Genomic DNA, 21,517 nt, shown 5'->3' with positions numbered 1-21,517 from the left:
GGAATATATACCATTTCGATAGCGAAAACACATATTTCTACGCTATCCCAGTCGGAAACTCCTTGACTTGCGTAATTCCATCTGAGTCTAACATTAGTATAGTTAACTGTTTGAGGTTCGAAATTACTGCTTCCATAAATAAAAACTCCGAACGAACCACCTGCTCCATTATCATTGCTACTTCTGATGACCGATCCTGGAGCAGGAATATGACCATCCCCCGTGCCTGTTCCATCGACAAAAGGAAAAACCATATGTTCCCATACATTGAGGACAGGATTTCGTCTAAATTTGACAAAAACCCATGCTGCATCCCAATTTCTTGGGGCTGGCCTTCTCCAAGACATATCCCAAGTTAAATCAAAAGTAACGTAAACAGTATTGGTTGCTGTATCTTTACCTGTGAATCTGGCATTACTAACTTGAATGTTTCCTGCCAGAACATTACCTGATATGACTGAAAGCAATAAAATATTAAACAATGATTTCATTTCTTTTTTTTACAAATATAATACTGCATAACTTGGGAAAATTTTGGTTTACGGGCAATTTAAGGTTAACAATAGGTTAACATTTTTTCATATGATATGAAAAAATGAAAAAATAAAATTCTGATAATCAAGTCGTAAGATAATTTAATCGAGTTTTTGTTCGGTTAACATTTGGGTACAATTAGATTGATGAAAATACAAATTATTATGGTCTTTGTGCAAATGAGATTTGTAAATACAACACTTGAAAATTAATTTTTTGTGTTAGAAATGATTAGTTTATGAAAAGCTGTAATTCTTTCATTTTTGAATGATATGTAATAAACACCAGGTTTTAACACATTTGGATCTAGGATACTTTTTTGTTGGTGCCATAGTGTAAGTACTTCTTTTCCGTCTGTGCTAATAATACTGATTTGTCCGACGTATGGAAATTCTATGTTGATGGATGATTCTTTATCGGCTGGATTAGGATATAACTTAAAGAGGGGTTGTTCTGGCAAAGCATCAGTGCCAACAATTCCTTGAACTGGCAATTGTTTTAAAATCCAGAGCTGCGGATCTAATTGAATGGAATCTGGAAAAGGAAAAGGAACGTAGAAGGTTTGATGTGGCTGAGTATGGTTAAGTACGATGGAATATATCTGATTGCCTTTAAAAAAATAAACAGGTACAGGCATTTCAAAAAAATCAACTGATGGATGTGACGTTGATTGATGAAGAATGATTTTTGTGCTGTCATCGTTATGGTAATATAGTTCCCATGAGTATATGGGATGTCCTTCACCGTAAACCCAATCGTTGAAAAATTCTGTCAAGTTTTTACCAGAATGTTGTTCTAGAAAATGCTTGAAATCTTCGGTTCGAACAAAACCATATTTAAACTGAGGACTGGCGTAGTAGGCTCTTATGGCAGAGAAAAATGTAGAATCGCTAAGTATCCACCGTAGCATATGAAGTACATATGCGCCTTTGTAATAACTTAATCTTCCGTCGAAAATGCGATAAACGTCAGTGGTATCGTATACATAAACGCTACCATAAGGTTCTGAAGTAATATACTGAATGGCATGGATTTTCCATGGCATCCAATAGGTAGTCGGAAAGAAACGTTCGTAATTTAAAGCTGTAAAATAGGTGGCGAACCCTTCGTTAAGCCAAATATCTTGCCAGCTTCCACAAGTGATGGCATCTCCAAACCACATGTGTATGAGCTCGTGGGCACATAGTTCATAATTTGTCATATTTCCTATGAAACTTATAGTTTGATGCTCCATACCACCGCCCCAGTTGAATTCTGCTTGGCCGTATTTTTCTTGCATGAAGGGATATGGTCCTACGAGCGAATCATAAAACTGCATAACCAGCTTGAGTGCAAAAATGGCATTAAGTGCATCTTGAGCATGTTCAGGGTAAACATAATTCACTAAAGGAAGAGATCCTTGTGATAATTGTACCTGGTTATTTTGTCGTTCGTAGTTGGATACGGCAAATGCCACTAAATAAGAGACGATGGGATATCGGTGCTTCCAGTGCATAACTCTTTGTCCTTGAACAACTGTATCTTTAAAAAGAAGTCCGTGACTTGCAGCTACGAATGCAGAGGGCATGGTAATGATAACATCAATGGAATCAATTTTGTCTTTAAGGTCATTTTTAGTAGGCCACCATTCATAGGCACCATATGGTTGAGAGAGTGTCCACATTACAGGTATGTTGTTGCCATGGGTTGAGGTTTCAAAAGAACCAAACCCAGATGTGTTAGGGGCACCTTGATATACAATAGTAAAACTATCAATCTGCCCGGTTAAAATAGTGGTAGGAAAATTTATAACAAGGGTATCGTTCGGGCGAGAGTAGGTTATTGTTTGTCCATGATAGATGATGCTATCAATGACAAGAGGATTGTCCAAAAGTAAGGTTGTACTCTGCAAGTCTTCCAGTGACCGAAACGTATATTTAACAAATCCATTGATGTAATGAATCGCGGGATCTACTTTCCAATGAAATCGAATGTGCTTCACATCTATGTTGGCTCCAGCCGTTTTTCTTGATTTATGGTAAAATTGACTTATCAAGGCTTTTTTCTGTTCAGATTCCGTTTCAACCCACGTAAAATCACCTTGCCCCCATGTGACCAAATTGATGATGAAAAAAATAATAAGGAAGTTTTTCATTTTTTTTCAAAAATAAAATTTTACGAAAACATACTTAAAGTTTACTGAAATATTTTAAAAAAAACTCATAAAATTTGAGCCAGCAAGATGGGGAACCAATTAAATTACACGACACTTATTTCACAAAACTTGAAATGAGAAAAATTGAATTGCAGCGAGACCTTTTTATTTCTTCTATATACGTGATTTGCTATTGCTAGCTGAAATTTTGCATGGAATTGGAGGGGGAAAAATAAAAGATGAATAAATATTGGCTTTCCAAAATGTTGGTTTTAAAAATTTGGATAAGAATGTTAGCATTTTAAGGATATTTTAACAACAAAATGAATATGAAAATTTTAGTTTGAATAGCTTAAAAAGATAAATTAGATTAAAACATATGTACCAAAATATTTTTTGTTATAAATTTTTATTTTTGTTTTAAAATCATTTTAAAATGAATAACGTATTTTTGATTTTTGGAATTATTAGCTTTGGTGTAGTCGCAGGAAAACCTATTAGTGAAAGTCTGCTTGTGCTAAAAAGTGTGTCAAAATTGGAGCGGACTTATTTCATAGAGAACAAAGGTCAGTGGCCTGATGAAGTATTTTATTTATGTAAAATGCATGGTATAAATGTGTGGATTACAAAATATGGAATAAATTATACGTTTTATCGATCTGAAGAAAGGATCAGAGAAGTAGGGGAGGGAAAAGGAACAAAATGGATAGATGAGATGGAGTTATACGAAGATGTTGTGGCAGGACATCGGGTATTGATGGAGTTTAAGGAACATAATTTAAACCCTGTTCGAGAAGGTAGGAGAAGGGCAGGTGGTTATTATAATTACTTAACAAACGATGGTGGACATGTGAGAGAGGTAGGTTTATTTCGAGAGGTAATTTTGAAGGATGTGTACGATGGGATTGATGTAAGATATTATTTTGACGGTGGTGAGTTGCGCTATGAATGGATAGTGCGTGAGGAAGGAAATGTAAATAAAATAAAATTTACTTTACGTGGTATGGATCGAATTAAAAAAGAGAATGGAAGTTTGACTTTTGAAACACAATTTGGAATGGTGGAAATAGAGAATTTACTAACGTATGATAATGATGGTGTGTTAGTAAAAAGTTGGTACGAAGAAAGAGAACGTACATGGGGTTTTGGAATCGAGAAATGCGATTACCATGGGAGATTGGTAATTAAACCACTCATGCATTTTAGGAGTTTTGGACAATATTTTGATGAACAAGCTGAAGATATAGTAGTGGATGGTACTGGTTGTGCGTACATAACGGGTTATACCTGGTCTGAGGATTATGATGTAACGATAGGATCATTTCAAAATAAGAATGATGGTGAATATGATGTGTTTGTTACAAAATTAAATAATTCTGGCACAGCATTGGTGTATTCAACTTATTTGGGTGGAAAGCGTAATGACTATTCTTTTGGAATAACTGTCGATAGTATGGGTTGTGTTTATATCACTGGTGAAACTTATTCTGCCGATTTTAATGTAACAATTGGTTCATTTCAGACATGGTATGGAGGGAAAGGAGATGCTTTTATTGCTAAGCTCAACAATACAGGTACAAGATTGATGTATTCAACCTTTCTTGGGGGTAGTGAGAATGATGCAGGATCCGATATTTCTGTGGATAATAAGGGTTGTGTCTACGTGACGGGTTTGACTGAATCGGATGATTTCGATGTGACATCTGGGGCTTATCAAACGATAGCAGGAAAGGAAAAAGATGCTTACGTTGCAAAACTTAACAGTTCGGGTACAGCTTTGATGTATTCAACCTATCTGGGGGGAAGCGATGCTGATTATGGTTATGACATTGCTGTGGATGGTACAGGTTGTGCATATATAACGGGATGGACGAAATCGGTAGATTTTGACGTGACTGTGGGGGCGTATCAGGTGAAGCATGGAGGAGAGAAATATGATGTGTTTGTGACGAAGCTAAATAGTGATGGTACAAGTTTGGTGTATTCTACTTATTTAGGAGGAAGTGGAAATGAATGGGGTTGGGGTATCACAGTGGACGATAAGGGTTATGCATATGTAACGGGTTTTACTGAATCGACGGATTTCGATGTAACAAAAGGAGCATATCAAGAAAAGAATGCGGGAGGATATGATGCTTTTATTACGAAGCTTAACAATGTAGGTACTGAGTTGGTGTATTCTACCTATTTAGGTGGAAACGGCAATGAATGGAGTTCTGATATAGCCGTAAATAATGCTGGTTTTGTCTTCATAACAGGTTTTACTGAATCGAACGATTTTGATGTAACCTCAAAAGCATATGAAAGAAAACATGGAGGAGGAGATAAAGATGTTTTTGTTACGAAGTTGAACATTTTAGGAACAGGCTTAATATATTCTACTTATTTAGGTGGAGATAGTGATGAATGGAGTTGGGGTATAGCTATTGATGGGACAGGTAATGCATATGTAGCAGGTTGTACTAGATCAAGGACTTTTGATGTCACAGTTGGAGCATATCAAAAAATGATGAAAGGATTTAATGATGTTTTTGTTACCAAAATACATAAAAATGGAAAGAAATTGATTTATTCTACTTATCTGGGGGGTCAGGACTCATGAGGATTGCTTTTGTGCATGTGAAAATATACTTACATAGCAATTCAGAATGAAAAAAGTTTCCATGAGAAAGATAAGAGTGAATTTTTTTGTTTCAAACTTGTTTCGAAATTAAAGTGAGTTAAACAAATTTTGTTTATTAAATAAGTTATGGGGAAAAGGTAAACAAATAAATAATTTTTTTGAGTAGGATGGGTAATAATTTTCTGAAAATGGTGTAACATAATTTGCAAAGAAGGAAAAAGAAAAAAAATTTTCTTAAAAAAATTAGGGGTAAATATTTTGGGGTTATATTAAAATACATAAATTTCTATTAAGTTTCTATTGTGACAATGAGCATGAGAATAATTTTTTAAATGCATGTCAATAACAAGATGTTTGAGATATTTTGTTTGCTTTAAATGACTGAAATCAGTGAAGTTAGTTATGATTGAGTTGGGTTTGTTTTGTTATATGAAACTGTCCGCAATGACTGATTTTTAGTGTAATTTATGCTGTATTGATGCAAGAAAATGGAGGTAATTGGATAGGGATTTTTTCCTACAAAAAATGTATGGTTTTTTGTTAGTGCATAATAGAGTCGTTATTCATATGTTAGTTGCATATCATTTCTCGTAATTTAAAATAATGATGAAGGTTTACTTATAAGATAACAGATAAATATCTTTCGATAAAATCTGGAATAAAGGTAACGATGGTTTTATTTTTGAATTCAGGTCTATTAGCTACTTGTAAAGCTGCCCAAACGTTTGCTCCTCCGGAAATTCCTGATGGTATTCCTTCGATCAAAGCCAAAGTTTTTGCAGTTTTCAAAGCTTCCTCTGAAGGAACAGTAATTATTTCATCAACAAGTGAAGGGATGTAATTACCGGGAATAAAACCAGCTCCGATACCAGGAATATTGTGAGGTCCTGGCTTTCCGCCCGAAAGAACAGGACTTTCTAAGGGTTCAACAGCAAAAACATGAATTTTTTTTCGTTCTTTAATAAATGTGGATACACCAACTATAGTTCCTGCAGTTCCTACTCCTGCTACCAATACATCAATCTGATTACCAAGATCCTCCCAGATTTCCACTCCAGTGGTAGTATAATGTGCTCGCACGTTATCGGAATTGTTGAATTGATTAAGAAAGACAGCTTTTGGGTCAGATTGAACAATATCCTGTACTTTTTCAACAGCCCCTTTCATGCCTTTTTCTTTGGGAGTTAGTATGAGCTGAGCTCCCAAGTATTTGAGGAGTTTTTTTCTTTCTTCACTCATGTGTTCCGGCATGACAAGAACAAGAGGTATTTTTCGGGTTGCACAAATCCAAGCAAGACCAATGCCGGTGTTTCCACTCGTTGGTTCAACAATGTAACTTGAAGATGATAACAATCCTTTAGAATAAGCGCCTTCAATCATGAAAAAAGCAGCACGATCTTTAACACTTTTACCGGGGTTAAAGTATTCGAGCTTACAGAAAACCCTAACACTGTTCGATACTTGAATTTTTTTTAATTCAACTAAAGGAGTTCGCCCAATCAATTTCAAAATATCAGAAGAATTCATGTGATCCCGGCAGGATTCGAACCTGCGACCCGCAGCTTAGAAGGCTGCTGCTCTATCCAGCTGAGCTACGAGACCGGATCGTCGGGGCAGCAGGATTTGAACCTGCGACCTCCTGCTCCCAAAGCAGGCGCGCTAGCCGGACTACGCTATGCCCCGTCTGAGATTTGCAAAATTATAGAACTTTTTTAAATTACAAAACTCTTAATTTTGCAAAAAAAAATGAATAAATTGTTATGTATTGCTTTCATCGTTATCGCTCTCCCATCAACTTCACAATTTAATGCTCGTTTTAAGAAACTATACGAATTAGCTGATACATATATTTTCTACGAAAATTACAATGAGGCTATTCCCATACTTTTAAAGTTGGACAGCATGGTTCCTAACAATTCAAATATTCAATTTTTGTTGGGGCTAAGTTATTATTTTGTGGATGAAAATAAGAATCGAGCCATTGAGTATCTTAATAGGGCAGCTCAAAATGTATCAGCGGATTATTATGGTGATTTTAAGGAAAAAACAGCTTCAGTATTTACATTTTATTTTTTAGGCAAATCATATTTACGAAAAGATAGTTTTGACAGGGCCATCGAATATCTCAATCGATTCAAATACTATTTAACGGTTGAAGATAAAGAGTGGATTAAAGAAACAGATTATTTAATTCAAACTGCTTTGAATGCAAAAAAAATCATGAAATATCCTTTAAAGATTCGAAGGACTCTTATTAGAGATTTAAATACAGCTTATCCTGAATATGCACCAGTGATGGCCCCCGATCTTTCATATATCATTTTTACTTCCCGGCGTCCTGAAACAACAGGTGGAAGAAAAGATGAAAAAGGTATGTTCTTCGAGGACATATACATAGCTGACTTTGACCCTAAGAGTTTTAAGGCATCCAATGTCAGATCTTTACCTGGAAGTGTTAACACTCCAAACCACGAAGCTTCTATCAGTATATCCTGGGATGGAAAATATCTTTTCATTTACAAGAGCGATAAAGGAGATGGTAATATTTATATGAGTACGTGGGCTGATGGTAAATGGTCTGCTCCTGAAAAACTAGCCCAAGAAATCAATTCGAAGTATTATGAAAACCATGCTTGTTTAAGTCCCGATGGACAAACATTATATTTTGTTTCTAATCGTCCTGGTGGATATGGAGGTAAAGACATTTGGATTTCAAAAAGATTAGGCCATAACAAATGGTCAAAACCAGTCAATGCCGGTCCAAGCCTTAACACTGAATATGATGAAGATTCGCCTTTTATTCTGGCTGATGGGAAAACTATTTACTTTAGCTCTAAAGGGCACGAAACCATGGGAGGCTACGATATTTTCTATGTCACATATGATGATAAATCAGGTCAATGGTCTAAACCTATCAATGTTGGTTATCCTATCAACACTACTGGAGACGATGTTTTCTTTTTCCCAACTCAGGATGGAAAGTTGGCATTTTATGCAACCAATCAACCAGATGGAAAAGGAAGCTGGGATATTTACGCCATCGAACAACTTGAAGAAATGAAAAACATGGTTACGTTGCATGGTAAGATTATGGATACTATTAATAACAAACCTATTCCAACTTATCTCCGAGCATATAATGCTCAAACTGGAGAGTTGGTAGCTCAAACCTACTCAGATAAAGAAACAGGTGAATATGCCATGAATCTCCCTGTGGGTAAAAAGTACAAATTGGAATTAACAACGGATTTTGGTTTGCGTATCGAAGATGAATTTGAAATTCCCTCCGATGTGTATGATAGTTTAAGTTTTCAACGACCTTATTTTTTGGGAAACATATTTGTTCAAGTTAAGCCCGATACTATTATTGACCGAATTAATGTTGGAGAAAGGATTGGTGACAGATTTGTTTTGCGAAATATTTATTTTGATTACGACAAAGCAACGTTGCGCCCAGAATCTAAAAACGAGTTGGATCGTTTAGTTTCTTTATTAAAGACAATGCCATCAATTAAAATTGAAGTTTCAGGTCATACAGATAATCGTGGGTCAGAGGAATATAATTTAAAACTTTCTTACGAGCGAGCTAAAGCTGTGGTTGATTATCTTATTGCTGCAGGAGTTGAAAGTCAGAGACTTTCATACAAGGGATATGGGTTTTATCAACCTATTGCCACGAACGAAACCGAAGAAGGACGGCAACTTAATCGTCGTGTTGAATTTAAGGTGGTTGGTTTTCTTCCAGGTCAACAAGATGTTGTGCAAAATGTTTCGAACAGTGATGTTTTATTACCCCGCAAACCAAAATGGCATATCATTGGCGGCAGCTTTGTTTTTTTAAAAAATGCTGAAAAATATAGAGATGAGGTGATAGCAAAAGGTTTTAAAAATGCTGAAATCATTGGCTTATCATCTACAGGAACTTTTAGGGTATCTCTTATTTCTTTCGACAACAAAGCAGAAGCCATTCAAGAAATCAATAAATTGAAAAAAGTTTTAAATGATTCACACTTATGGATTTTGGAAAAATAATCAATACTTTAATGCTCGTCCTTGTATTTTTTCAATGGGAACGTAAAACACACACACATTTTTAAGTGCAGGAATATTATACTGAAAATTATCCCTTCCTGTATAATGTTTCATGATAATGTTGAGAATTTTTCTTTTTTCTTCCAAATCCTCAACGAAATAAACCTTTCCTTCAACAAGAACACTTTTATATTTCATGAAATAGCTACAAGCCACGTCTTCGTGTTGCCAAACTAATTCTTCACTTGTGCTAAAGGCTATGCAAACATTTGGGTTTATTTTTAAAATCTGAATCTTTTTCCCCTCACCATACCCGTGAAAAAACAATGTATGATTCTCATATCCAAAATTCATTGGAACAACATATGGTTTTCCATTTAAATCTACCATCGATAGATAGCAAACCTTACAGTTTCGAATGATATTTTCTAACTCTTTTTCTGATAAATTCGTTCTGAGTCTCCCCATAAAATTTGTTGTTAATTAAACTTTTAAATAATTTTGCAATCAAAATTAATGAAATTTGACATGGTCATGAAGAAATGGGGGATTTTTTTTAGCATGTGGACCTTACTTATGTTTGGGCAGGCACCTGGATGTCCGTACATTGATGTAAAGTCTATGATTGGTAATTCTGGCGTGGATGATACTGTACTATGTGGGCCTACCACCATTACACTTAAAGCCAATTATTTACAAACAGGTAGTACCAATACTTACAGCGTTAGTTCTATCCCATTTAATCCACCATATCCTGTCTCACAAGGAAATCCTTTTTCAATTGGACAGGATGATATTTGGAGTAGTCCAATTACACTACCATTTAATTTTTGTTTTTTTGGTGGATCCTACAATAAGGTGTGGGTAGGTTCAAATGGTGTTATTACACTTACTGATCCAGGTTCAACCTTTTGCCCGTGGTCTTTTTCTTCGCCAGTACCTAGTGCTAGTCTTATTAAAAATGCTGTTTTTGGAGTATATCATGATTTGGATCCTCGATATGGAGGATCTATCCGGTGGGCTGTCTTGGGTTCCTACCCTTGCAGAACTTTTGTGTTTAATTTTGACCAAGTGCCTCATTATAGTTGTAATAGTTTAAAATCAACTTCCCAGGTGGTTTTGTATGAAGGAACCAATGTAATTGAAGTTTATGTTTTCAATAAACCAACTTGTACTTCTTGGAATAGTGGGAATGCAGTTATTGGAATTCAAAACTCAACAGGTTCAGTAGGATTTACACCTCCTGGTCGTAATACAGGTCCATGGTCTGCCACTAATGAAGCATGGCGGTTTACGCCAGCAGGTCCACCCAATTTTAATATTGCTTGGTATGAAAATGGTAACTTATTAGGTTATGGTCCGACCATACAAGTAACTCCTACTACCAATACTGAATACATAGGTGTGATAACTTATGAAAATTGCGACTTTTCACAATACATTGCACGTGATACATTTAGGGTTACGATGAAAAATATGACTGTGTCTGCCAGTGATACCGTTATTTGTGAAGGGGAAAACGTCACTTTAAGAGCTAACGGTTTAAACTCTTATCAATGGTCAAATGGGCAAAATGATAGCGTCATAGTTGTTTCTCCTACATCAACTACTACTTATACGGTTACAGGTATTGCTTCTACGGGATGTACGAAAACAGCTTCTATTACTATTTTGGTAAACCCCAAGCCTGCCGTTTCAGCTTCAACATCTACTCCATATATTTGTGGAGGAGATACAGCTATTTTAATGGCAAGTGGGGCAGATACATATCTTTGGTCCACTAACGAACAAACTCCTACGATATATGTTTCTCCCCAACAGGCTACTACATATTATGTAACGGGGACTAATTTAGCAACAGGTTGCACCAATACTGCTTCCGTAAATATTGGTTTTTATTCAACTCCCCACATCGATTTTGTGGCTACTCCTTCACCTAAAGGTTGTGAGGATTTAGTTGTTTCTTTTGTACCAACTTATTCTGAACCACTTAAAAGTTTCAAATGGAGTTTTGGAGATGGAACATTTTCCACCCAAGAAATAGCGAAAAAAGTTTATACTCAGCCAGGTAATTATAGTGTTAGATTGGATGTGGTTTCTAACAATGACTGTCCTACTTTTACTGAAAAAAACAATTATATCGAAGTTTATCCTTTACCGATAGCTGGATTTTCAGCAGAACCCTCTACGGTGAGTATGGATAATCCAACTGTGCAATTTATTGATCAAAGCCAAGGAGCATTTTATTATTTTTATTTTTTTAATGATGTAAGTTCTTCTGAACCATATTCATCTGATCCTAATCCAATCCATGTTTTCTCTTCACCTGGAAGCTACAATGTTATGCAAGTAGTAACTTCAGATAAAGGCTGCAAGGATACAGCTTTTACTCATGTCGAAGTTATGGTAGATGTGTCTTGTTATATTCCTTCTGCGTTTACTCCTCACAACCAGGATGGCTTGAACGACGTTTTTAAACCAGTGATACGTGGATTATCTTCTGAACATGGTTCTTATCTATTTTATATTTACAACCGCTGGGGGAATGAAGTCTTTAAAACTAGTGATCCCGAGGAAGGATGGGATGGAAAAATAAATGGTAAGCTAGCTGAGCCAGGTGTTTATCACTTTTACATCAAAGCTAAATTTAGCAATGGTTTAATTCGCGAATACCGTGGTTCAATCCACATTATGAGATAATCTTGTCAGACATGTGGTATATGAAAAAAGCTGGCTTAAGCCAGCTTTTTTTTTAGGTGGCATCGGGTGGAATCGAACCACCGACACAAGGATTTTCAGTCCTCTGCTCTACCAACTGAGCTACGACGCCAACCTTTTTGCGTTTGCAAAGATATAACTTTTTTTAATTTTACAAAAATTTTACACGTTTTTTATGAAATTTCTTTTACTGGATGTAGGTAACAGTCTAACTAAGTGGGCATTAGCAACTAAGTATGAGAAAATAGACGTAAATACTTTTCCTTCGTCAGAAAAAGAATTCGTTGAGTTTTTAAGCGATAATAAGATTTTGAAAGCAGATTTGAAGGTTTATTCATCTGTAAAAAAGCTTAGCTCTGTTGTTCGTAATCAACTCAATAGACTTGATTTTATTTCGTTGAAGTCAATAGCGCATTCATTCGTACAATTAAACTATTCCTGGGATGAAATAGGTGAGGATAGAATCTCTGCATCATTGGGAGCCTATTATTCTTCTCGTTTTCACACTCCTTTACTTATCGTTCAACTTGGGACTGCCATTACATATGATTATATGTTAGCACCTTTAAAACTTGAAGGTGGTGCTATAAGTCCGGGTTTATATATGCGTTTTCGATCTTTACACAATTTTACTGATTTACTACCGTTTATAGAACCAGAAACTTTTGCTCATATGATGGGTCATTCAACTAGGGATGCTATATTGAGTGGTGTTATGGAAGGTGTTAAAGCTGAATTATTGCACAGAATTCACGATTTTTTCACAAATTATCCTACAGGGAAAGTGTATATATCTGGTGGTGATATAAAATATTTTGCAATCTCCGATAAAAATCGGATTTTTGCAGAGCCAGATCTTGTACTTTTGGGGCTTTATTATGCAGCAATGAGATTGAAACAAACATGAAACAGATACTTTTTTTAAATGTGTTCTTATTTTTTATGGGATATTTATTAGCCCAGAGTACTTATTATACTCCATATTCACGTTTTGGATTTGGTTTTCCGCACAGAGAAGGTAACGATGCTTTAGCTTTTACCATGGGTGGGATGAACATTGCTTATGCCTCTCCTTTTTTTATTTCTTACCAGAATCCATCTGGTTTAGCTATGATAGGACATTCAGAAGATTCTTTACCTTTTCTTTTTTCAGGAAATGTATCAGGTCAGTTTGCTAGAATACAATCACAAAATAGGGTTGCATATCCATTTAACATGAGTTTGAACTCTTTTGGAGCGGGATTTAAGATTTTCAAAAATCTAAGTCTTGGAATGGGTTTTGCTCCATTGACAACCATTGATTATAAAATTCGCATTTCAGATTTGGTTGACACTTTTCAGACTGTCAATACGTATGAGGGGAAAGGAGGATTGAATAATGCATGGTTAGGAGCAGGTATCATGGTGAGAAAATATTTCTTGATAGGATTGAAATTCAACTACTTATATGGTTCTATATCTCACGATAAAAAAATTGTTTTTTCAGGAACAAATTTTCTGCATACAAAACTTTTGAGTCAGGATTTTTACCAAGGAATTATTGTTGATGGAGGATTAATATGCAGAATGAATTTTAACGATTGGGAAATGAGCATGGGTATCAGTGGTAAAATTAGACAAAAAATTAGTGAAGAAATAACTTTTCATGCCTTCAGGTATTATATTTCAGGTGATTTCGAATATATTTATGATACGGTAGCAATGAATGAAAAAAGCAAAGGAAATGCATATTTGCCATCAGAATGGAAATGGGGATTATTCTTTCTGAACAAGCAATATGGAGGGTTTGGCGTGAATGCCTCTTATACCAACTGGAGTACTTACTCCTCCCTGAGCAATATTGATACCTTGAAGGAGGAAATTGTCTTTTCTGCTGGAGGATTTATTACACTTGATTCAAAAAGCCAAAATTTCTTTAAACGTTCAACCTGGGTTTTGGGGATGAGATATGAGCAAATCCCTTTTGTGGTGAATCATCAAAGAATTAATTCTGTATCTGGAAGTGTAGGGATTATTATGCCACTTGCACCTATATACCAGAAGTTACAGCAATCAAAATTGATCTTTGGTATTGAATTAGGAAATTTAGGTACTTTAGACCACAAGCTAATTCGTCAACAATATGTTTTATTCAAATTTGGCATGGTTTTTTCAGAAAAATGGTTTGAAAAAAGATTTTACAGATAAAAAAGTGTTTAAGCCATGAAAACAAAAGTGTTCTGGATTTTTGGGGTAATATTAGTAGCTGGTTATTGTCATGCTCAACTGGCTGATGTAAGCTTTCCAAAGTCCTGTAGTGTGAAAGCGCCTAAATACGGTACTGACAGTGTTACGACCGTGAAGAATTTTTCTATTTATCGCGAAAATTTCAAGCAGTGGAAAAACAGTAATTATACCAATGATGCCATTAATTACTTGCTGGATCCATGGCGTTACTGCTTTAGAAATGCTCCTCTAGTGAGCCAGAACCTATATTTTGATGGATTGAAGATTTATGAATACTTTATCAAAAAGGAGAAAGATTCTATCAAAAAAGAACGTTATATTGACACCTTATTGTTGCTATATGATAGAAATATTGAAACTTTTGGATGTTCCAAGCAATACGGAGAAGGTTATATTCTTGGTAGAAAAGCCGTAGATATGTATGAATACCGACCTCGTGAACTGGATAAAATTTACCTTACACTAGAAAGATCTGTTAAATTGCAAGGAAAAGAATCTGAAAGTGCTGTTATATCTCTGTTGTATAAGATTACCATCGATCTGGTTAAGATTGGAAAACTTGATACCTCGAAGGTATATACCAATTATGATTGGTTAATTGATCTTACATTAAATAAACTTGCCGACTTGAGTAAAGAATATAAGTCAGCAGGTAATGATACGGATAAGGTTAGAAAAAAAATTGAGCAATACAAAATAACGGAGAGCAATCTTAACAATCTTTTTGAACCTTGGGCTAACTGTGACATGATCATTAAGATTTATGGACCTAAATTCGATGAAAATCAAACTAACTCTGAATGGCTACAGCGAATTACTTCCCTTCTTTCAAGAAAGGGTTGTACAGATAGTGACTTGTTTTTCAAGTCTTCTGAAGCATTATACAAAATCAATCCTAGTCCCGAATCGGGCATTATGCTCGCTAAGGCTTTTATGAGAGTAAAACGCTTCAATGATGCCATTAAATATCTGAACGATGCCATCCCTAAGTTAACTGATAACGAAAGTAAATTTGAAGCTAATATGACCCTTGCAAATGCACATCAAGCTTTAAATCAATTTTCGAATGCTCGCTCTGCTGCACTTAATGCTATTTCTATTAAACCTAATGATCCCATGCCTTACATTCTTATTGGAGATCTTTACATGGCAACAGCTTCATCTTGTGGTGATAACGAAGTTGCTAAACGTGCAGGATACTGGGCAGCTTATGATAAATATCTTAAGGCTAAATCATTGACGCAGGATGAAAAGCTACTTGGCGTAATCAATCAGAAAATGGGGGCGGCTGCAAGTGGGTTTCCTGATAACGAAAAATTGTTTTTTTACAATCTTCAATCAGGAATGCCTTATACAATTAATTGTTGGTATTCCGAAACCACAACGGTTCGGTCACGATGAATGACAGGCTCATAGTATTTGGGATTGTTGCAAGTCTGACGATGCTTAGTTTTTTACTTTCTTGCAGCAATGGTAAATTGAGAAATATTGATGTAAAAGTAGATACATTTCCCATCGAAATAGCAAAGGATATTGATTTTTTATACACAGAGTATGGATTGCCTAAAGTAAGATTGACAGCTACAGTTGCTAAAAGATACAGGGAGAAGGAGGGTGAAATTATTAAATTACCAGCTGGTATGTTGCTAGCTTTCTATGATTCACTTGGAGTTTTACAAGCCAAGATATCCTCGAAATATGCAGAACGGATTTTGCACCAAAAAAAAACTATTTTGAGATATAATGTTGTTGTTGAAACTCAGGATGGGAAAAGACTTACTTCGGAAGAATTGATTTGGGATGAAGTCGGACATAAGATCTTTTCAAGTGCTTTCGTGCGGATTGTAACACCAGATAAAATTATTTGGGGAGATGGTTTTGAAAGCGATGAAAAATTTGAACAATATAAAATTTTAAGACCCAGAGGCGAAATACAAATCAATGAAATATGATTCATGATGTTGTTCTTTTTATTCAATCCATGCTTGCTCCTGGTCTGATGATATCAGCATGTAGTTTGCTTTTGCTCGGAACAAATAATAAATATTCTTTGGTTGTGAATAGAATACGAGCACTTGATGAGGAAAGAAGAAAGCTACTTATTCAACAACACCAACAAGAATTAAAACCATGGGAAGTAGAACGCCTTAAAAATATAGATGAACAACTTTTGTTGTTTTTTGAACGAGTTCGCCACATTAAGTTGGCTGTGACCATGTACATCGTCGGGATAGCTTTCTTTATTCTTACCTCTTTGCTCATTGGCCTAAGTTTTATTATACCGCTCCATTATTACTTCGTAGTTGGTATTTTTATTGGTGGTATGATATGTGTCTTTGCTGGGGTGTTAAAGATGTTGAAAGAAATTGGTATGAGTTACAGGATTATAAAAATAGAAATTTTTGGGACAATGACTTTTTTGGATAAGCAAAAGAAAAATAATTTATAACTTTACAGAAAAAAATAAAAATGATGAAATGCTGGGTCTTTATTTTAGGGGGATGGTTGTGGGGTATCTTGTTTAGTCAAGTTCAGCTTAAAGAAATTACAGTATCTCAGCAAATTTTATCGAATGTTTTTTTTATGGAAAGTGGTGGAAAAGCTGTTGTATCTAGTTATGACGGAAAAATGTATGTTCTGGATCTAATTAAAGGAGTAGTGGAAAAGTCTTTAGATGCACATCAATCATTTGTGCTTGCTATGGCTCCTAATGTAAAGACCAAAATGATTGCCACAGCTGGTTGGGATAAAAAAATAAAGATTTGGGACATGCAAAATATGTCTCTTACAAAGGAAATATTAGCACATGCTGATAAAATAAATGCTCTTGCTTTTACATCGGATGGTAAGTATGTAGTTTCCGGGAGTGAAGATTTTACTGCAATTGTTTGGGATGTGGCTCAAGGAAGTAAAGTATATACTTTCAAAGATCCCAAAAGTAGTGTTACTTCCGTGGATATCGATCCAAACGATAAATATGTAGCTTTAGGTAGTTGGGATAAAAAAGTTTATTTATATTCACTAGAAAATGGAAATCTTATTCGTTCTTATCAAGGGCACCAAGCGGCAGTAAACAGTGTAGTTTTTTCTCCCGATGCAAAATATATTGTTTCCTGTGGAGATGACAATCAGGTGGTCGTGTGGAATGTAGATAACAATTCCAGACGGTTTTTGTTTACTACTTTTTCATCGCCAGTTATGGATGCTAAGTTTTTTTTGAATGGCAGATTTTTATTTACCGTTGAAAAGAATGGCGATTTCCAGGTTTTTGATATGAACAATGGAAATTCTGTAAGTAAGAAAAATATTTCGAAGAATGTCATAAGAAAATTATATGTCTTCGAACCTAAATCGTATATTTTAACTGCTGGTTCTGACGGAATAGTGAAATTGTTCAATGCAAATGAGTTTAAATTTTATGATTGTTTAAGACAAAAAATGGATTCTTTTGCTGATTTAGCGAAACCCAAAGCTGAATTTGAAACAAATGATCAATACAACAAAAGGATAAAAGAATATGAGCGGCAGAAGAACTTAAAAATTAAAGATTGTGAAAAAGAATACGAAGCCATGCTTAAAGCTCAGAAAGAAAAGGAGGAACAGGAAATTCTGGCTTCATATAAATATGTATTTTTCCCAGTAAAACTTGGAACATATGATGCTACGCAGAACGAATTACCTATTGAATTCAATAACCTATCTTACAAGGTAAAAATAACTCCCGAGGAAGCAAAAACCATGAAAGAAAGCCAGAAAAATGTTCAAGTGAGAGGAATTCAACGCATGAACAATAAAACTTTAGAAATTATTAATTACGAACTTATTCATCCTGTTACGCAAAAAACTTACCCTGCAGGACCACAGGTAGCACCATCCCAAGATAAATTTTTGGCAAAGTTTTTACAACAACAACAGCAAACTCAGTCATCAAAAAAATAATTCGTGAAAAATTTTATCATAGCTTTTCGTGGATTGAGAGATGGTGTTCATTACTTCAACTGGCACGTAGATACTTCTTTTTTTGAAAATGACGATTTTGATCAACTTGACTTTGCGGATGTTAATATTTCTGTGGTGCTTAGAAAAAAAGAACGAATAATGGAGTTTGATTTTAATTTCGAGGGAAGTGTAACTCATGTTTGTGATAGGTGTTTACTGCCAGTAACTTTATCAATTTCAAGAAAAGAACATCTAATTGCTCAGGAAACATATAAAAAGGAAATTTCTTTTGACGAAAATTTAATTTATTACAATGAAAATGAAAACGAGATAGATTTTAATTTTTTTATCAGAGAAATAATTTTTCTATCTTTGCCAATGAAAATTGTTCATCCTGAAGGAGAGTGTGATCCAGAGATGGAAAAAATCATTCAATCTCTGAAAGTTCGGGATGAATTACCTTTGTTTCATCAAATATCAAAGAGAAATGGCTAATCCGAAGTATCGATTTTCGAAGAGTAGAACAAGGAAAAGAAGGTCACAGTTTAAAAAAACAGCTCCGACCATTTATTTTTGTTCCAATTGTGGTGCTGCTGTTAAGTTACATCATGTTTGCATGGAGTGTGGTTATTATCGTGGGCGGCAGGTCATTGAAGTAAATCGCTCCTAAAACGTAAGTCATGGCCTATAGAGCTGTTATCAGGGGAGTTACAGGGGTGCTTCCCGATTATATTTTAACCAACGACGAGCTTAGTCAGATGGTAGATACATCTGACGAATGGATTATGACGAGAATAGGTATCAAGACCCGTCATATTTTAAAAGAAATAGGTAAGGGATCAAGTGATTTAGGCGCCCCTGCTGTTCAAAAATTGCTTGAAAAAACAAATACTTCTCCAGACGAAATTGATTTACTCTTGTGTGCTACAGTAACACCAGATAATGTTTTTCCTGCAACAGCCAATATTATTGCTGATAAAGTTGGAATTAAAAACGCCTTTCATTTTGACATCAATGCTGGTTGCAGCGGTTTTCTTTACGGCCTTTCTATTGTAACATCTTATATTGAAGCTGGCAAAGTCAAGAAAGCAATACTGGTTGGGGCTGAAAAGATGTCAAGCATTGTCAATTATGAAGATCGAACGACCTGTCCTATTTTCGGGGATGGGGCTGGCGCTGTGTTGGTTGTCGCTGAAGAAGATTCCCCTTATGGTGTTATCGACATGATTATGAGAAGCGATGGAATAGGAAGACACCATCTTTATCAAAAAGCAGGTGGAAGTTGCTATCCTGCTTCCATAGAAACTGTAACAAACCGGGAGCATTTTATTTATCAAGAAGGACAGGCTGTGTTTAAATGGGCTGTTTCTAAAATGGCAGAAGTGTCTTTGGAAATCATGAAACGAAATAACCTGACTTACAAAGATATTCAATGGTTGGTTCCTCATCAAGCGAACATTCGAATTATTGAAGCTACAGCTCATATGATGGGACTCGATAAAGACAAGGTCATGATTAACATCGAACGCTATGGTAATACAACTGCTGCTACCCTGCCTTTATGTTTGTTGGATTATGAAAATCAGCTCAGAGAAGGTGATAATATTATTCTTGCGACTTTTGGCGCAGGTTTTACATGGGGTGCTATTTATTTGAAGTGGGCATATGATGGTAGTCAGTTTTAAAGTTTTTTTTAAAAAAAAGTTTAATTTTGGACATCAAAATCTAAAGCAATGGCATACGTAATTAGTGAAGATTGCACGGCATGTGGAACGTGCATAGATGAGTGCCCGGTTGGAGCAATTAGTCCGGGTCCTATTTACAAAATTGACCCCGAAGTTTGCACAGATTGTGGAGCTTGTGCAGATGTTTGCCCTGTAGAAGCTATCCATCCGGCATAATATTAAAAACCCTCCAAAAGGAGGGTTTTTTTATATCATTTTTTTGACTAATTCTATTAAATGGTTTGCTTCATTAGCATTTTTAGCTTCAGCAATGATACGAATTAAAGGTTCTGTATTAGATTTGCGAATATGAATCCAGCTTTCTTGAAAAATTAATTTTATACCATCATCTTCTATGATTTCAGCAGCGTGAGGTGTAAAGTGTTCTTTTATTTTTCTCATAAAATGTTCAAATGCGAAATCGAGAGAAGGTTTAATTTTTGTCTTTATCATTTCATAAGATGGAAGGAGTTTTCTCCATTCATTAAGTGAGATTTTCTTTTGGGCAAGCCCTGATAGTATAAGAGCAATACCTACGAGAGCATCTCTTCCATAATGCAAGGAAGGCAAAATAACACCTCCATTTCCTTCACCTCCGATGATGGCATTGACTGCTTTCATTTTTTCGACAACATGAATCTCACCAACGGGTGACTGATAATGAATGCAGCCATAACGGTGTGTAACGTCACGTAAAGCCATGGTAGAACTATAATTGGATACGGTATTACCTCGTTTTTGAGATAAAACATAATCAGCTGCTGCCACTAGAGTATACTCTTCTGAGAATGGAGTTCCGTCGGATTGGATAAGAACGAGCCTATCAACATCAGGATCGACAGCAATACCTAAATCGGCTCCATAAATTTGGACAATCTTAGAGAGTTCTTGGAGGTTTTCAGGTAAAGGCTCGGGTTCATGGGCAAATTTTCCAAATGGAGTTTCGTTAATCAAGATTGCTTCGACGCCTAGAGCATCAAAAAGGAGGGGTAAAGCGAGAGCCCCGGTAGAATTAATAACGTCGGCAACAACTTTAAAACGTCGCTTACGTATGGCTTCAACATCAACAAGATCCAATGAAAGTATTTGATTGATGTGTTCTGGAATAAAAGAGCCTATATTTTTTTTAGAACGAAGAGCATCTTCAGGAACCGTGGCAAAATCGTAATTCTCTGAAAGTTCGATAAGTTCTTTTATAGCTTTAGGGCTTAAAAATTCCCCATTTTCATCTAGAAATTTAAGTGCGTTCCATCCAGGAGGATTATGACTAGCAGTGATCATGATTCCACCGGCTGCTTTATGAAAGGGAATGGCTATTTCAATGGTTGGAGTGGTTGTCAGATCGAGGCTACCGACTTCGAAACCTTGCGAAAGAAGTGTTCCTTCAACGATCGATTGAATAAATTCACCAGAGGTCCTACCATCTCTGCCTACGAGTATTAGAAGAGGAAGTATATGTTGATTTTTATTTTTGATGAGTTCTCCATAAGCAAGGACGAGTTTAACGATGATGGATGGATGAAGCGTATCATTTTCTTTTCCGCCGATGGTGCCTCGGATGCCACTTATGGATTTGATTAAACTCAT

The 21,517-nt window shown here is 35.6% G+C and carries 18 protein-coding genes and 3 tRNA genes; 13 read left to right on the top strand and 8 right to left on the bottom strand.

Features of this window, described 5'->3' with window-relative positions; genetic code table 11:
- Both N2Z72_09125 and N2Z72_09120 read right to left on the bottom strand, forming a co-directional pair.
- The coding region (locus N2Z72_09125) for a hypothetical protein (GenBank protein MCX7697832.1) at positions 1–491 on the bottom strand (491 nt) is incomplete at its 3' end.
- A gap of 251 nt (positions 492–742) precedes the next feature.
- Positions 743–2,668 (bottom strand): M1 family aminopeptidase, encoded by a 1,926-nt coding sequence (locus tag N2Z72_09120; protein ID MCX7697831.1) that lies wholly within the window; start codon positions 2,666–2,668, stop codon positions 743–745.
- A 436-nt stretch (positions 2,669–3,104) separates the two neighbouring features.
- Between N2Z72_09120 and N2Z72_09115 the strand changes: the two genes are divergently transcribed.
- Positions 3,105–5,270, top strand: a complete 2,166-nt coding sequence (locus N2Z72_09115; GenBank protein MCX7697830.1) for an SBBP repeat-containing protein — start codon at positions 3,105–3,107, stop codon at positions 5,268–5,270.
- A gap of 639 nt (positions 5,271–5,909) precedes the next feature.
- Here the strand turns inward: N2Z72_09115 and cysK are convergent.
- The 3 genes from cysK to N2Z72_09100 all read right to left on the bottom strand — a co-directional run bounded on the left by cysK (position 5,910) and on the right by N2Z72_09100 (position 6,974).
- Positions 5,910–6,818, bottom strand: coding sequence for a cysteine synthase A (gene cysK / locus N2Z72_09110; GenBank protein ID MCX7697829.1), 909 nt, complete (start codon positions 6,816–6,818; stop codon positions 5,910–5,912).
- A gap of 1 nt (position 6,819) precedes the next feature.
- Positions 6,820–6,893, bottom strand: a tRNA-Arg gene (locus tag N2Z72_09105).
- Positions 6,894–6,899: 6 nt separating this feature from the next.
- Positions 6,900–6,974 (bottom strand) — tRNA-Pro (locus N2Z72_09100).
- Positions 6,975–7,037: 63 nt separating this feature from the next.
- Between N2Z72_09100 and N2Z72_09095 the strand changes: the two genes are divergently transcribed.
- Positions 7,038–9,323, top strand: coding sequence for an OmpA family protein (locus N2Z72_09095; GenBank protein MCX7697828.1), 2,286 nt, complete (start codon positions 7,038–7,040; stop codon positions 9,321–9,323).
- On the opposite strand, the gene N2Z72_09090 is transcribed toward N2Z72_09095, so the two are convergent.
- Entirely contained in the window at positions 9,324–9,791 is a 468-nt protein-coding gene (locus N2Z72_09090; GenBank protein ID MCX7697827.1) for a pyridoxamine 5'-phosphate oxidase family protein, read from the bottom strand. It lies immediately after the preceding gene.
- A 60-nt stretch (positions 9,792–9,851) separates the two neighbouring features.
- Between N2Z72_09090 and N2Z72_09085 the strand changes: the two genes are divergently transcribed.
- Positions 9,852–12,023: a PKD domain-containing protein gene (locus N2Z72_09085; GenBank protein ID MCX7697826.1), complete on the top strand. Its 2,172-nt coding sequence runs from the start codon at positions 9,852–9,854 to the stop codon at positions 12,021–12,023.
- A gap of 57 nt (positions 12,024–12,080) precedes the next feature.
- Here the strand turns inward: N2Z72_09085 and N2Z72_09080 are convergent.
- Positions 12,081–12,153, bottom strand: a tRNA-Phe gene (locus N2Z72_09080).
- 63 nt (positions 12,154–12,216) lie between these two features.
- Between N2Z72_09080 and N2Z72_09075 the strand changes: the two genes are divergently transcribed.
- Genes N2Z72_09075 through N2Z72_09030 form a run of 10 tightly spaced genes read left to right on the top strand, consistent with a single transcriptional unit; the run spans position 12,217 to position 20,107 of the window.
- On the top strand, positions 12,217–12,948 hold the full coding sequence (locus tag N2Z72_09075) for a type III pantothenate kinase (GenBank protein MCX7697825.1): 732 nt from the start codon (positions 12,217–12,219) through the stop codon (positions 12,946–12,948).
- Positions 12,945–14,228 carry a hypothetical protein gene (locus N2Z72_09070; protein ID MCX7697824.1) on the top strand — a complete coding sequence of 428 codons (1,284 nt, stop codon included), beginning with the start codon at positions 12,945–12,947 and terminating at the stop codon, positions 14,226–14,228. The genes N2Z72_09075 and N2Z72_09070 overlap by 4 nt, the downstream gene beginning before the upstream one ends.
- A 15-nt stretch (positions 14,229–14,243) precedes the next feature.
- Entirely contained in the window at positions 14,244–15,668 is a 1,425-nt protein-coding gene (locus N2Z72_09065; GenBank protein MCX7697823.1) for a hypothetical protein, read from the top strand.
- Positions 15,665–16,219: an LPS export ABC transporter periplasmic protein LptC gene (gene lptC, locus N2Z72_09060; protein ID MCX7697822.1), complete on the top strand. Its 555-nt coding sequence runs from the start codon at positions 15,665–15,667 to the stop codon at positions 16,217–16,219. Before N2Z72_09065 ends, lptC begins: the two co-directional genes overlap by 4 nt.
- Positions 16,216–16,716 carry a DUF2721 domain-containing protein gene (locus N2Z72_09055; protein MCX7697821.1) on the top strand — a complete coding sequence of 167 codons (501 nt, stop codon included), beginning with the start codon at positions 16,216–16,218 and terminating at the stop codon, positions 16,714–16,716. The genes lptC and N2Z72_09055 overlap by 4 nt, the downstream gene beginning before the upstream one ends.
- Positions 16,717–16,739: 23 nt before the next feature.
- Positions 16,740–18,206, top strand: a complete 1,467-nt coding sequence (locus tag N2Z72_09050) for a WD40 repeat domain-containing protein (GenBank protein ID MCX7697820.1) — start codon at positions 16,740–16,742, stop codon at positions 18,204–18,206.
- A gap of 3 nt (positions 18,207–18,209) precedes the next feature.
- Entirely contained in the window at positions 18,210–18,701 is a 492-nt protein-coding gene (locus tag N2Z72_09045; protein MCX7697819.1) for a DUF177 domain-containing protein, read from the top strand.
- Entirely contained in the window at positions 18,694–18,876 is a 183-nt protein-coding gene (gene rpmF, locus N2Z72_09040; GenBank protein ID MCX7697818.1) for a 50S ribosomal protein L32, read from the top strand. The genes N2Z72_09045 and rpmF overlap by 8 nt, the downstream gene beginning before the upstream one ends.
- A 10-nt stretch (positions 18,877–18,886) precedes the next feature.
- Positions 18,887–19,891 (top strand): ketoacyl-ACP synthase III, encoded by a 1,005-nt coding sequence (locus tag N2Z72_09035; protein ID MCX7697817.1) that lies wholly within the window; start codon positions 18,887–18,889, stop codon positions 19,889–19,891.
- A gap of 48 nt (positions 19,892–19,939) precedes the next feature.
- Entirely contained in the window at positions 19,940–20,107 is a 168-nt protein-coding gene (locus N2Z72_09030) for a 4Fe-4S binding protein (protein ID MCX7697816.1), read from the top strand.
- A 30-nt stretch (positions 20,108–20,137) separates the two neighbouring features.
- Here the strand turns inward: N2Z72_09030 and glmM are convergent, their stop codons facing one another.
- Entirely contained in the window at positions 20,138–21,517 is a 1,380-nt protein-coding gene (gene glmM / locus N2Z72_09025; GenBank protein ID MCX7697815.1) for a phosphoglucosamine mutase, read from the bottom strand.

This window comes from Bacteroidales bacterium, assembly GCA_026418905.1.
GTDB lineage: Bacteria > Bacteroidota > Bacteroidia > Bacteroidales > DTU049 > JAOAAK01.
This window is presented reverse-complemented; position numbering and strand designations above follow the sequence as displayed.